Origin of the sequence: Niastella sp., assembly GCF_045805085.1 — a bacterium.
Lineage (GTDB): Bacteria > Bacteroidota > Bacteroidia > Chitinophagales > Chitinophagaceae > Niastella.
In genome coordinates, this window is sequence record NZ_JBJMLX010000332.1 from 1 (window position 1) to 12,907 (window position 12,907).

General features: G+C 43.7%; 15 protein-coding genes. 7 read left to right on the forward strand and 8 right to left on the reverse strand.

Annotation, left to right across the window (positions count from 1 at the left end; genetic code table 11):
- Positions 1–184, forward strand: a 184-nt coding sequence (locus tag ACJ751_RS17480) for a hypothetical protein (RefSeq protein WP_407746810.1), incomplete at its 5' end; no start/stop codon positions are given.
- 700 nt (positions 185–884) lie between these two features.
- Here ACJ751_RS17480 and ACJ751_RS17485 read toward each other — a convergent pair.
- Together ACJ751_RS17485 and ACJ751_RS17490 are read right to left on the reverse strand one after the other, a co-directional pair.
- Positions 885–1,400 carry a DUF4399 domain-containing protein gene (locus tag ACJ751_RS17485; RefSeq protein ID WP_407746811.1) on the reverse strand — a complete coding sequence of 172 codons (516 nt, stop codon included), beginning with the start codon at positions 1,398–1,400 and terminating at the stop codon, positions 885–887.
- Between the two features lie 126 nt (positions 1,401–1,526).
- Positions 1,527–2,711 carry an aspartate aminotransferase family protein gene (locus ACJ751_RS17490; protein ID WP_407746812.1) on the reverse strand — a complete coding sequence of 395 codons (1,185 nt, stop codon included), beginning with the start codon at positions 2,709–2,711 and terminating at the stop codon, positions 1,527–1,529.
- A 138-nt stretch (positions 2,712–2,849) separates the two neighbouring features.
- On the opposite strand from ACJ751_RS17490, the gene ACJ751_RS17495 reads away from it, so the two are divergent.
- From ACJ751_RS17495 to ACJ751_RS17505, 3 genes are all read left to right on the forward strand, one after another.
- Positions 2,850–3,377 (forward strand): gamma carbonic anhydrase family protein, encoded by a 528-nt coding sequence (locus ACJ751_RS17495; protein WP_407746813.1) that lies wholly within the window; start codon positions 2,850–2,852, stop codon positions 3,375–3,377.
- 73 nt (positions 3,378–3,450) lie between these two features.
- A complete protein-coding gene (locus tag ACJ751_RS17500; RefSeq protein WP_165758958.1) occupies positions 3,451–3,618 on the forward strand; it encodes a hypothetical protein in 168 nt (55 codons plus the stop codon).
- A gap of 57 nt (positions 3,619–3,675) precedes the next feature.
- Positions 3,676–4,014, forward strand: a complete 339-nt coding sequence (locus ACJ751_RS17505; protein ID WP_407746814.1) for a DUF3630 family protein — start codon at positions 3,676–3,678, stop codon at positions 4,012–4,014.
- 99 nt (positions 4,015–4,113) lie between these two features.
- On the opposite strand, the gene rsgA is transcribed toward ACJ751_RS17505, so the two are convergent.
- From rsgA to ACJ751_RS17530, 5 genes are read right to left on the reverse strand one after another with little or no spacing between them, the layout of a single operon-like run.
- Positions 4,114–5,046, reverse strand: a complete 933-nt coding sequence (gene rsgA, locus ACJ751_RS17510) for a ribosome small subunit-dependent GTPase A (RefSeq protein ID WP_407746815.1) — start codon at positions 5,044–5,046, stop codon at positions 4,114–4,116.
- Positions 5,047–5,059: 13 nt separating this feature from the next.
- The gene (locus ACJ751_RS17515; protein ID WP_407746816.1) at positions 5,060–6,052 is read right to left on the reverse strand and encodes a vWA domain-containing protein; all 993 of its coding nucleotides are present in this window, start codon (positions 6,050–6,052) and stop codon (positions 5,060–5,062) included.
- Positions 6,053–6,055: 3 nt separating this feature from the next.
- The gene (locus ACJ751_RS17520; protein WP_407746817.1) at positions 6,056–6,955 is read right to left on the reverse strand and encodes a BatD family protein; all 900 of its coding nucleotides are present in this window, start codon (positions 6,953–6,955) and stop codon (positions 6,056–6,058) included.
- A gap of 2 nt (positions 6,956–6,957) precedes the next feature.
- Positions 6,958–7,830 carry a DUF58 domain-containing protein gene (locus ACJ751_RS17525; protein ID WP_407746818.1) on the reverse strand — a complete coding sequence of 291 codons (873 nt, stop codon included), beginning with the start codon at positions 7,828–7,830 and terminating at the stop codon, positions 6,958–6,960.
- Between the two features lie 21 nt (positions 7,831–7,851).
- On the reverse strand, positions 7,852–8,811 hold the full coding sequence (locus tag ACJ751_RS17530) for an AAA family ATPase (protein ID WP_407746823.1): 960 nt from the start codon (positions 8,809–8,811) through the stop codon (positions 7,852–7,854).
- Between the two features lie 308 nt (positions 8,812–9,119).
- Between ACJ751_RS17530 and ACJ751_RS17535 the strand changes: the two genes are divergently transcribed.
- Positions 9,120–9,566 (forward strand): hypothetical protein, encoded by a 447-nt coding sequence (locus ACJ751_RS17535; RefSeq protein ID WP_407746819.1) that lies wholly within the window; start codon positions 9,120–9,122, stop codon positions 9,564–9,566.
- Positions 9,567–9,765: 199 nt separating this feature from the next.
- Positions 9,766–10,200, forward strand: a complete 435-nt coding sequence (locus ACJ751_RS17540) for a lipocalin family protein (RefSeq protein ID WP_407746820.1) — start codon at positions 9,766–9,768, stop codon at positions 10,198–10,200.
- 60 nt (positions 10,201–10,260) lie between these two features.
- On the opposite strand, the gene ACJ751_RS17545 is transcribed toward ACJ751_RS17540, so the two are convergent.
- Entirely contained in the window at positions 10,261–11,976 is a 1,716-nt protein-coding gene (locus tag ACJ751_RS17545; protein WP_407746821.1) for an NAD+ synthase, read from the reverse strand.
- Positions 11,977–12,245: 269 nt separating this feature from the next.
- On the opposite strand from ACJ751_RS17545, the gene ACJ751_RS17550 reads away from it, so the two are divergent.
- Positions 12,246–12,907 (forward strand): hypothetical protein (locus ACJ751_RS17550; RefSeq protein WP_407746822.1); only part of this gene is annotated, 662 nt, incomplete at its 3' end.

Genomic DNA, 12,907 nt, shown 5'->3' on the forward strand with positions numbered 1-12,907 from the left:
TGCCGGCTCTACATATACCTTTCAATCACTGGATGGAAAAACATACATGGAAATTGGTACTGGTGTAGATAATATCTTTAAAGTGTTGCGGTTTGATTTTGTGTGGCGGGTATTACCTCAACCCCTGCCCGAAGCAGCCTCTCAACGTTTTGGCGTGTTTGGAAGTTTCAGACTGCAATTCTAATGGTGAGTTGTGAGTAGTAAATGGTGAGTATAAATACAGCTAAGAAATAATAATAATGATCCCGACTTCGGTCGGGATTTTTTTATTTAGAGGTGATTGTTCTTCGATCCTTCGACTACGCTCAAGGCGCACAGGATTAAAAAAACAGGTGCCGTAGAAACGGCTCCTGGTAAAGTGTAATTTGCGATACTTCACAAAGAAAAAGAACTACGATAATTTGCTAATGCCCGATTGAAATTCAGGGGAAATTTCAATTTGCCGGATCAGTAACGGACTATCACTAATTAAAACAGTAAAACGACAGGTTGGTACTAAAAAGAAATGAAAAAAATTTATCATATTGATTCTAATCAACTGAAACGCAGGAAAGATTGACCATTCTACATAAATAAAAAAGGGCGATTAGAAAATCGCCCCGCAGGTCATGCCCTCAAAGCTATTGCATAGACCTTGTTTAACTTCGTCAAAAGTATTATACAGTTTTTTAAATAAATAATTTTTTAGACGAGCAGCAGTATTTTAACAAATAAGTCATCCCAAACACCATATTCAGCAACACAGATTGTGTGTAAAAAAGACACTTTAAATTGGATTTAATCTACTCAACCGATTGAGTACTCCTTTTTTATCTTTTATACCATAATAAAAAAGCCGGCAGCTTAAAATGCTGCCGGCTAAATTATTTCTTACGTATACGTTATTACTGTACAGTTACTGTAACTGATGAAGCCAGTTTACCACCGTATGAACGATGGATACCATCGGCATACTGCAGCGTAAGCTTGTGTTCACCAGGTGTTAATTTCAGTTCTGCTTCTTTTTGAGCATTACCAAAATGCAGGTGAGTAGAATCTTTAGGTACAACAGTTCCCAAAGCCAGAGAATCACCATTATCGATCAAAATATGGTGGTGCCCAGAAGCAGGTTTTATAACACCGGCTGAATCCAGTGCAATACCTGATACACCCATTTGTACTTTAAACGGAGATTTAATTTTCTGACCATTTTTCAGGTTCTTGAAAAATACTTTGGCGCCGGCGGGAATTTCGGGCACCGCTGGTACTGAAGCAACAGTATCAGTCGCTTTGTGTGTAGTATCCATAGAAGCAGAGGCAGCTGCAGTAGTATCAGTAGCAGTTTCTCCTGTTTTTGAACCGCTATCGTTACAAGCAACCATGCCTAAAAACAGAAAAGGAATAAGACCAATTTTACGCATAAACTATTTTTGAAGTGATGAAATAAAGATCAATCCATCCCCACCTATATCAAACAACTGCGCAAATTTAAAGGTATATAATTGATATATACCTAATTGCCTGCTTATTAACAATCAAAAAACCGGCTATTGCACCGCATCCAGCACCTGCAGGATCGTTCTGACAGCCTTTTTTATTTCTTTGGCCGAAATGGTAAGCGGCGGGGCAACCCGCATACATTCAGGGGCAAACAGGAACCAGTCGGTCAGAATGCCCTGCTGCAAACAGCCATCGATCACTCTTTTATTTATATCGAAACTTTCAAATTCAACGGCGATCAGCAGCCCGTTGGCCCGTACCTTTTTAATTAACGGGTGTTGCAACATTTCAACAAACAACGCCGCTTTATGGGCTACCTGCCCTACTATTTCTTCCTTCAACAGCACTTTTAATGCCGCCAGTCCGGCTGCACAGCAAACCGGGTGGCCGCCAAAGGTGGTAATATGGCCCAAAACCGGGTTTTCGGTAAAAGCCTCCATGAGCTTTTTATCGGCCACAAAAGCACCCAGGGGCATGCCGCCGCCCAGGGCCTTTCCCATTAAAACAATATCGGGCACCACGTTAAACTGTTCAAACCCCCACAGGGTTCCGGTTCGGCCAAAGCCGGCCTGGATTTCATCCAGTACCAATAAAGTGCCGGTTTCCTTACATTTCTTTTCCAGGGCCGCCATCCATTGGGGGGAGGGCGCCACCACCCCGCGTTCGGCCTGAATGGTTTCGGCAAACACGCAGGCTGTTTGGGTAGTTATTTCGTTCAGCGATTCAAAAACGTCGTACTCCAGGTGCAATACATCAGGTAACAGGGGCCTGAAGGCATTGCGCCAGTATTCGTCGCCCATAATGCTTAAAGCGCCCTGGGTTGAACCGTGGTAGCTTTTATTGAAGGCAATGATCTGCGTGCGGTTGGTGACCCGTTTGGCCAGTTTCATAGCCCCTTCGGTGGCTTCCGCCCCGGAATTGGTAAAATATACCGAATTCAGCGAGGGCGGCAAATAATCGGTTAGCCATTTGGCATATTGCACCTGGGGTGTTTCAATCATTTCGCCATATACCAACAGGTGCATATAGTCGTCAACCTGTTTTTTGATGGCTTTTACCACCTTTGGATGCCGGTGGCCAACATTGCACACACTGATACCGGCAATGAGGTCAAGGTATTTTTTGCCGGCAGCATCAACCAATGTGCTTCCCTTTGCTTTCACGATCTCCAGCGCCAACGGAGCGGGGGAAGTTTGGGCTACGTGCCGGAGAAATAATTCGCGTTTATTCATAATCCCGGCAAAGATACCCCTAACCCCCTAAAGGGGGAATTTCGGTTCCCATAATGTCATTGGCCGTTTTTACTTTTCACGACTTGCATGCGAATTATTAGGATATTTGTTGCTCAGACTCTTTAAAACCTAACTACTATGCCAGTAATCTTACACGTTGAAGGGGTTTACCCCAAATTTGGAAGTAATATATTTATTGCTCCTAATGCTACCATCGTTGGCAATGTTGAAATGGGCGATGACTGCAGTGTTTGGTTCAATGCAGTGGTACGAGGCGATGTAAACGCCATTCGTATGGGAAATAAAGTAAATGTGCAGGACGGGGCCATTATTCACTGTACCTATAAACGCACCCAAACAATTATTGGCAACAATGTGTCAATCGGGCATAACGCCATTGTACATGGCTGTACGGTTGACGATAACGTACTGATAGGTATGGGCGCCATTATCATGGACCGGGCACATATTGGCAGCAATTCCATTATTGCAGCCGGCGCCGTGGTGCTGGAAGAAACCATTGTTCCGCCGGGAACTATTTTTGCGGGCGTACCTGCAAAAAAGGTGAAAGACATTGTAATTACCCAGGTTCATGGCGAAATTGACCGTATTGCCAACAATTATATAAAATATGCCGATTGGTTCCGTGATCAGGTAACCGAATAATTGGTTCTACCTATTGCAATTGTGGCATAATATTCCTAAATTTAAGAGCGTTTTATCCTAAGAAAAGCAGTATATGAAATCAATTAGAATTTTTCTGTTTTTAGCAATTGTAGTAGCCTATGTTTTAGGTGGAAGTTCGTGCAGCCGCAAAACTGGTTGCCCCAGTAATGGCAAAAACGTAGGAGCTGAACGGATCCTGAGTGGAGAAAAAGTGCCTAAAGCCAGAAAGTTCAAAGCGTAGTCCCTGAATACCCGGTTGAACCCCGGTTCAACCTTTTCATAATCTAAACCGTACTTTATGAGCCTGACTCTACGCACAGATCTTGGCTGCACTGAAGCCATTATCGATGATGACTGCGGATTGAAGCGCTTTTATGAGGTCGCCAATATTTTATTGGATGAACTCAAGATCCGGTTCACCAACAAGCAGGACGATTTCGATACGCTCACCTGGAACTTTACGTACAGGGGACATCTACTTTCACTGTATTACAACATTTACACCGGCATTTCAATTTATCCCTACAAATCTAGGGAAGCTGCCCGCAAGGACAATGACGCTGTCATTGAAGTGGCCAAATTTCTTGAAACAAAACTACTGGTTAACAAAGCCAGGAAGTTTATCAATGCTGAATAACGAATGTTGAATACCTTCTCCAATATCCTTCCTCTTTAATTTCCAACTATCCAAAGATGTAACGAAGGCGAATGTTTTTTGACATTCGACATTCGATATTTAATAGTTTTTCTCGTCAATTGACTCCAGTATGTTGTAGTAGCTTACATAGCGCTCTTCATGAATGGTTCCATTGACAACCCCGTCTTTTACCGCGCAGCCCGGTTCATTTATGTGTAAACAATTATTGAACTGGCAGTCGTTGAGCACGCGGGCCATTTCAGGATAATAATGAGAGAGTTCCTGCCGGGAAATATCAACCAAACCAAATTCGCGCATACCCGGCGTATCTATAACCCGGCCACCGGTTGGTGCGGGCAGGTCGAACATTTCTGCAAATGTAGTAGTGTGCATACCCTTGCCGCTCCAGCCGCTTACGTCCTGTGTTTTTAATTTAAGCTCGGGAAAAATGGTATTGATAAAAGAAGATTTCCCCACGCCGGAGTGACCGCTCATGAGGGTTATTTTATTTTCCAGTACGCTCTTTAATTCATCAACGCCTTCATTGGTTTTAACCGACATCAATACTGTACGGTAGCCTATAACCGCGTACATCTCCTTAAGCATGGCATATCTTTCCTGCTCTTTGCTTTTGTACAGATCGGCTTTGTTGAACACCACAATGGCCGGCACATGGTAAGCTTCGCTGGTTACCAGAAAACGGTCAATAAAACCCTGTGAAGTTTTCGGGTCCCTGAGGGTGGCAAACAATACCGACTGATCGATATTGGCAGCCACAATATGATGGTGCTTTTTATGCGCGGGCGATTGCCGGTTTATGTAATTACGCCGGGGAAGAATTTCAGTAATGATAGCCGTATTGGCCGATTCGCTTTCTATATCAATCATCACTTCATCACCCACGGCAATGGGGTTGGTGGAGGTAATATTGTCAATTTTGAAAACCCCTTTAATGCGGGCACTCATCGCCTTGCCCGTTTCTGTTTTTATATTGTACCAACTGCCGGTTGACCGGTATACGATTGCTTTCATTGGAGCATAAATGTCACGGAAATTTCTTAAATAAAGTATATCGCAGGAATATTTCCAGGAACATTAAGGCTGCGGCGGCAAATGCAAAGGGAAAAAATCGCTCGGTATACCGTTTCAATGAAGTAACTTCTATGCGTGATTTTTCAAGCTTGTCTATTTCTAAATAGATATTTTTCAAACTTTCATTATCCCTTGCCCTAAAATACAAACCACCGGTTTCGGTAGCAATCATCCGCAACAGATTTTCATCAATGTTCACTTTTTGCTGCCGGGTGCCATCTGCCGTAGGCACGGGTGCATACCCTTCAGACCCCACTCCAATAGTATATACCCGAATGCCGTAGGCCTTTGCCAGTTCTTTACCAGCCAGGGGATCAATACGGCCGCCCTGGTCTTCCCCATCGGTGAGCAGAATGATCACCTTCGATTTTGTTTTTACGCTTTTTAACCGGTCAACACTTACGCCCAGGCCATCGCCTATAGCAGTACCATCTTCCAGCAGTCCGCGATTGATGTTAAAGATCTGGGTTTTTAAAACTGTCTTATCGGTGGTTAATGGCACCAGGGTAAAACTTTCACCGGAGAAAATAACCACCCCAATGCGGTCGGTGGGGCGCATATCTACAAAGGCTGCCGCCATATTTTTGGATGCTTCAAGCCTGTCGGGTAAAAAATCCTGCGCCAGCATACTACCGCTCACATCCAGGCAAAGTATAATGTCTATCCCCTGTCCGTTCTTCAATTCCTCATCATTACGGGTTTGCGGACGGGCCATAGCCATAATGATACAGCACACGGCCAGCAGGCGGATCACAAATGGCGCATGCCGAAAAGTACTTTTCCAGGAACTGCTTTTACGAATAACCGCCAGTGACGATACTTTCAGCGCCCCCTGTTTGCGATCATACTTGTTCAGGTACCAGTATAGCATAGCCGGTATCAGTACAAATAATCCGAATACTTCAGGATATGCAAATGTTATATGTTCAAACCAATTGTACAGCAAGGGTCAGGAAATATTGTTTAGTGTTTTGATAGCCGTTTCAATTACGGCAAAATTTCTTTCATTATCTTTTTCATCTGGCTGATACTTCGCAAATTTTACAAAATCTGCGATCTGTAAAGCTTGTACCAGCTGATTGAAACTTTCTTTATCCATTGGCGTCTGACGCAGCTGGCCAATCAACTCTGTATTTGTTTTTTCCAGCGTAGCCACTTTCATTTTACGGAACATAAACACGCGCAGAATATCGTTCAACCGGCTGTAATACGTTTTTATTTCGCCATTCTGCAGCCCCTGTTTGCGCAATTCTTCCAGCGCCTGTAAGGCTTCCTCATAAGGGCCTAATTTTGGCTGGGGCTGCTGTGCAACAGGCGCCGCTTTCTTTGGTTTTCGTAAGAGGTAAACAATAACGCCAATAGCAATTAAAGTAAATATGCCAAGCATCCAGGGAATCCAATCCATCCATTTAGGCTTGGGCACTTCCTCAATTTCTTTTATATCGCGGTAATCTTTTGAAATATCCAGTTGCGCGTAACTCACCTCAATAGGAATAGAATCGGTAGCATATGATTTTCCATTTACCTGTAAGATCAGTGGTGGTAGTACAACGGTGCCTGAGTCAAAGCTGGTGATGGTGAGCTCCTGGTGAAATTGTTTACCATCGATATTATCGGTAGTATCGGTTTTGCCTTTTGCAATGATGTCGAAATGAGGAATGGTATCCAGGTTAAACCAGCTGTAAGATTGTCCCAGCGGAATTCGTACTTCAAAGGTTAGTTTAATGGGTTCCCCAATAAGAATTTGATCGCGGTTTACCGATGCCCGGGCCAGTACCTGGCCCATCATATAAACCGGACTGGTGAGTAAACAACCAATAAGGATAATATTGAGAATAGGGTTTTTCATAATTACCGGTTACGCCCGACAAAGAATTTCTGCAGCACTTTTACATAATCTTCACCGGTGCGTATATGCAGGAGTTCGCAACCAGCCCGCACAAAGATGTTTTTACAATAGTTTGTATGATTAAAGAAAGCGGCTTCGTATTGTTGGCGAACCAGGTAATCACTGGTATCTATCCAGCTGCGGGCCCCGTTTTCGGCATCTTCAATTTCCATTAAACCGGCATCGGGTAATTGCATATCCATTTTATCATACACTTTTATGCCTATCACATCATGCTTTTTACCGGCTACCTTCAATCCATCTTCAAAATCATTATCCAGGAAATCGCTTAATAAGAAAACGATGCTGCTTTGCCGAACGGTGTTATTCAACCGCTGCAAAGCATGGCCTATACGGGTGCCTTTGTTCTTTGGCTCCGCCGTTAACAGTTCGCGAACGATGTAGAGCACATGGTCTCTTCCCTTTTTTGGGGGAATGAATTTCTCGATCACATCGCTAAAGAACAGTACGCCTACCTTATCGTTATTACTGATGGCGGAGAACGCCATTATGGCGGCCACCTCGGTTATAAGATCTTTTTTGCGGGCATGCGTAGTGCCAAACAGGGAGCTGGCGCTTACATCAACCAGCAGTATTACCGACAGTTCGCGTTCTTCTTCAAAGACCTTGCTGAACGGGTGGTTAAAGCGGGCGCTTACGTTCCAGTCAATAAACCGGATATCGTCGCCTGCCTGGTATTCGCGTACTTCTTTAAACAACATACCCCGGCCCTTAAAAGCACTGTGGTACTCGCCCGTAAACAAATGCCGGGTGAGCTTTTTGCTTTTGATCTCCAGCTCACGAACCTTTTTTATTATTTCGGCTGTAGTTAGCATAATAGGGAATAGGGTGCCTTTTTATGGTACTTGTATTACACGTAAAACGTCGTCAATTATATTCTCAACATTTACATTCTCTGCTTCGGCTTCGTAGGTTAAACCAAGACGATGGCGCAATACATCTTTTGAAATACTGCGCACATCTTCAGGAATAACAAATCCACGCTTGTTGAGGAATGCATGTGCTTTGGCGGCCAGTGCCAGGTTAATGCTGGCGCGGGGCGATCCACCATAAGCGATCAGTGGTTTTAATTTTTCCAGTTTGTATTTATCGGGAAAGCGGGTGGCAAATACTATATCGAGGATATAATTCTCAACTTTTTCATCCATGTAGATCTGGCGGGCAAGGTCCTTTGCTTCTTTTATTTCCTGCATCGACACTACCTGGCTCACCTGAGGCCCTTTTTCTCCCTGGAGGTTCTGGCGGATGATGATCTGTTCTTCTTCTTTGGTGGGATAATCAACAATTACTTTCATAATAAACCGGTCCTGCTGGGCTTCCGGTAACGGATAGGTACCTTCCTGCTCCAACGGGTTTTGTGTGGCCAGTACAAGAAAGGGTTCATCCAGTTTATGTGTGGTATCGCCAATTGTTACCTGGCGTTCCTGCATCGCTTCCAACAAGGCGCTTTGCACTTTTGCCGGGGCGCGGTTAATTTCATCGGCCAGTACGAAGTTGGCGAAAATAGGCCCCTTACGTACTATAAATTCATTTTTTTGCTGATGATAGATCATCGTACCAATTACGTCGGCCGGTAACAGATCGGGGGTGAACTGAATACGGCTGAATTTGGCTTTGATCGCCTGTGCCAGCGATTTAATGGTGAGGGTCTTAGCCAAACCCGGTACCCCTTCCAACAAAACGTGCCCGTTGCTTAACAGACCTATCATCAGCCTGTCGAGCATATGATGCTGCCCAATAATAACCCTGGCTGTTTCGTCGCGGAGCCGGTCGATAAAAGCGCTCTGGTACTGTATTTTTTCATTGAGCTGCCGGATATCATCTGCTGTTAATAGCATATACGGGGTTTAGTATGAATGATTGATAATCAGTTATGAAAATACGTCAATGCCTTTGCAAAGTGCTTGCCAACTTGTAAAAACAACACTAAAATCAATAAAAATAAACATGTTTGACAACATACAATAAACTGGCTAATTTGTAGTTGCAGTAATTTACGAACTGGCTGCTCATAAATCAACGGAAAAGGAATAAAATTTGCTCATATTAGTGGCCGTAATTACCCAATTTTGAGAACCGGCTATTTAAATCTAAAACTGTTAAGATGAAAAAATATGTATTCGCACTGCTTTCAATTGGTTTTATCCTCTATGCCTGCAAAAAAGACCATAATAACTCTAATGACTCTAACACAAAGATGCAGTTAATAACCAGCGCCACCTGGAAGTATGACTCCGTTGGCCCGGCCATTGTCAGCTCCTCCGTACAACCCTGTGATAAAGACAATACCATTACCTTCAAAAGTGATAGCACCGGCGTATTGAATGCAGGCGCTACCAAATGCAATGCAAGCGATCCGCAAACAACGGCCTTCAGATGGTGGTTTAAAGACAATGGAGCAACGCTGTATAGTCCTGATCCGCTTTTTGGCAGCGCCTTTACGGGTTCCTTCAAAGTCGCTGAACTGACCACTACCAGGTTACGGATCCAGAAAGACACAACGGTTCCAGGTTTTGGTCCTATTACTATTGAACTATATCTAAAGCACTAATAGTTTAACGAATTAAAACAAGATTAAAGCCTTCCCGACATGTCGGGAGGGCTTTTGCTTTTTTATTAGGTGGCCCTGCCATAATAGGGGTTTACCTATATAAAACATAGATAAAAAAATCATCAAGTACACAATAAAGCAGCGCAAATGCTGTTTATTTTCCGGCCCAATTCATATACCCTAAAAAATCCGATACATTATGAATAGAACATTTACTAAACTTCTTGTTTTAGTTTTATTAGTTATTACCACGTTTAGTGCCTGTACAAAAAACAATGATGTACTTGCAATTACAAAAGACAACCTGGTAGGTACTTATACAATTATATCTGTAAAAGCAAAAGCCGCTGGTACTGTGGAGCAGGATGTAACAAGTGATAATTATGAACCTTGCGAAATGGACGATCAGGTTGTTTTAAAAAGCGACTTAACTGCTACATATGTTGATGCCGGTACTCAATGTGTACCTGCTGGTGCTGGTTCGGACTACTGGTCAGTAAATGGTAATATTCTTACAATTGCAGGTAATGACTTCACTGTAAGATCACTTACAAGAAGCACCCTGGTTTATGAACAAATCACTAACGTATCTGGTTTTGTAGTTACAATAACCTCGACCTTTAGAAGATATTAATTATATTATACCAAATAAAAAAAGGACTGCCGGGTGTCGACAGTCCTTTTTTCATTTTATTTACGATAAGTACTTTCCTACAATTGGCAACCTACGGCCTACCCCAAACGCTTTACAACTCACTCGAATGATAGGGCAGAACTGATTGCGCTTATATTCGTTGGTATTCACCAGTTTTAGAATGCGGCGTACGAGCGCTTCATCGATGCCCATTGCAATCAACTCTTTGGGCCCTTTACGCTTTTCAATGTATTGATACAATACCTTATCCAACACTGCATAATCGGGTAAGCTATCGCTGTCTTTTTGATCGGGGCGCAGCTCGGCAGACGGTGGTTTGGTGATAATATTTTCCGGAATGATCTCCCCATTGCGATTGAGGTAATTAGCCAGTGCATATACCTGCATTTTGTATACATCACCTAACACACTTAACCCGCCGGCCATATCACCATACAAGGTGCCATACCCCGTGCTGAGTTCGCTTTTATTGGAAGTGTTCAATAAGATGTAACCGAACTTATTGCTGATACCCATTAACAAATTACCACGGGTACGGCTTTGTAAATTCTCTTCGGCCAACCCGAATGGCAGGTCGCCAAAGACGGGTTGCAGGGTATGCAACAGTGAATCGTACACATTTTTTATGGGTACAATATCATAGGGATTGCCAAGGTTCTTGCTCAACTGTTCTGCATCTTCTACCGAATGGGATGTAGAGAAATGCGAAGGCAATAAAATGGCCCGTACATTTTCACGACCCAGGGCACGGGTAGCCAACGCCTGAGTTACTGCACTATCAATACCACCTGAGCTGCCCAGGATCGCTTTGGTAAAACCCATTTTGCGGAAATAATCCCTGATGCCCAGGATCAATGCCTCTTTTATCTGGCCGATGTTTTCATCGCTGGTGAGGTATTCTATGATCTTATCGGGGTCTTCCACTTTACCTACGCGCATGTCTTTATCAAACTCGGGAACGGCCTTCATTGGTTTACGCTTGGCCTTTTGCACTTCAATCTCGTCGAGGTTCACAATGGCAAAATCCTCTTCAAAATATTTCATTTCTTTTACGATCTGTCCGTTGGCGTCCATTACCAGGCTGCCGCCATCGAACACGATCTCTGTTTGCGAACCAATGGCATTGCAGTAAAACATGGGCAGCCCATATTTTATCACGTTTGCCCTTACAATCTCTTCCCTGTCCTGGTCGTGGTCATAATCGAAGGGGGAAGCAGAAATATTGATCATGAGATCGGGCTGCTGGGTGATGAGTACATCCATGGGGCATTGCCGGTATAATGGATTATCACCCAGGTTCCAGATATCTTCACAAACGGTCAACGCAATTTTCTTTCCTTTAAACTCCAGTACATTCCATTCATAGCCCGGCTCAAAATACCGGTACTCATCGAACACATCATAGTTTGGCAACAGGGTTTTATGCGCTACCCCGGCCACTTTTTTATCGTACAGCAACCAGGCGGTATTAAACAGGTCTTTGCCTTCTTTTGATGGATTGCGTTGCGGACTGCCGATAATTACCCCAATGGTATCGGCCTGTTCTTTTATAATATCAATAGCTTTATAACATTCATTTATAAAGTCGTCGAATTCCAGGAAATCGCGGGGCGGATAACCACAGATACTTAGCTCAGAAAAAATAACCAGGTCAGCTTTACGGCTTTTGGCATACTGTATAGCCCCCATTATTTTGCGGGTATTATCTTCAAAATTCCCTATATGATAATTCTGTTGCGCAATGGCAATTTTCATTTGAATATGTTGGGTTTAACAAAACGGGTACCCCGCTTTTACATTCTGCGTACAAATTTACGCGAATGTGAATAGAGATACAACAGCCCGATATGAGCTATATTGCAGGCCCAAATGTTAAAGGCCCTCCTACGCTAAAGCTTGCGCCTCCGCTAAAGCTTCAGCGACACGCGGACGGCGGGTGACGCAGAAAGCGGAAGACGGAATACTAGGGACTTGCCGTTCTGCGTTAAGCTTTTGGCGTTAAGCGTTAAAATAATCATTCCAAGATGAAACGAACCGGATTAGCACTGTTGGTCATTGCCGGATTATTTTCCTGTAAAGACAAAGACGTTCCCAATGTATCGAATATAAAAGTTGACCTTACCGTAAAGCGGTTCGAACAGGATTTCTTTGCCATAGATACCAATCATATCATGACCTCCATGGAGCACCTGGGACCCAAATACCCGCTTTTCCTGGGTGATTTTTTATACAACATCATGGAACTGCCCGGCCTCAGCGATACCAGCCTGCAGGAACAGGCATTGTTGAAAAAGTTCATTGGCGACTACAAGCCGGTTAAAGATTCGGCCGACCAGGTTTTCAAGGATTTCAGTGCTATTGAAAATGATGTAAAAAAGGGTTTGCAGTTTGTAAAATATTATTTTCCCGCTTATAAAACGCCCTCGCAAATCATCACTTACATTGGCCCCATGGAAGGCTACAGCGATGTGATCACCCGCGATGCGCTGGCTGTAGGGTTGCAGCTGCACATGGGCAATAACTACTCCTTATACAAAAGCAACATGGGCCAGGAGGTTTTTCCCGGCTATATCTCCCGCCGTTTCACCCCCGATTATATTGTGGTGAACTGTATGAAGAATATCATCAATGACATTTCGCCTGAAAAAAGCGGCAGCATGCCCCTGGTAGAACAAATGGTTGAAAA

What these genes read in the sequence shown, in the direction of transcription:
- ACJ751_RS17505 (WP_407746814.1), top strand. Translation starts at nt 3,676, where the DNA reads ATGAGCCTGACTCTACGCACAGATCTTGGCTGCACTGAAGCCATTATC.
- ACJ751_RS17495 (WP_407746813.1), top strand. Translation starts at nt 2,850, where the DNA reads ATGCCAGTAATCTTACACGTTGAAGGGGTTTACCCCAAATTTGGAAGT.
- ACJ751_RS17485 (WP_407746811.1), bottom strand. Translation starts at nt 1,400, where the DNA reads ATGCGTAAAATTGGTCTTATTCCTTTTCTGTTTTTAGGCATGGTTGCT.
- ACJ751_RS17520 (WP_407746817.1), bottom strand. Translation starts at nt 6,955, where the DNA reads ATGAAAAACCCTATTCTCAATATTATCCTTATTGGTTGTTTACTCACC.
- ACJ751_RS17540 (WP_407746820.1), top strand. Translation starts at nt 9,766, where the DNA reads ATGAATAGAACATTTACTAAACTTCTTGTTTTAGTTTTATTAGTTATT.
- ACJ751_RS17535 (WP_407746819.1), top strand. Translation starts at nt 9,120, where the DNA reads ATGAAAAAATATGTATTCGCACTGCTTTCAATTGGTTTTATCCTCTAT.
- ACJ751_RS17490 (WP_407746812.1), bottom strand. Translation starts at nt 2,711, where the DNA reads ATGAATAAACGCGAATTATTTCTCCGGCACGTAGCCCAAACTTCCCCC.
- ACJ751_RS17545 (WP_407746821.1), bottom strand. Translation starts at nt 11,976, where the DNA reads ATGAAAATTGCCATTGCGCAACAGAATTATCATATAGGGAATTTTGAA.
- ACJ751_RS17500 (WP_165758958.1), top strand. Translation starts at nt 3,451, where the DNA reads ATGAAATCAATTAGAATTTTTCTGTTTTTAGCAATTGTAGTAGCCTAT.
- rsgA (WP_407746815.1), bottom strand. Translation starts at nt 5,046, where the DNA reads ATGAAAGCAATCGTATACCGGTCAACCGGCAGTTGGTACAATATAAAA.
- ACJ751_RS17525 (WP_407746818.1), bottom strand. Translation starts at nt 7,830, where the DNA reads ATGCTAACTACAGCCGAAATAATAAAAAAGGTTCGTGAGCTGGAGATC.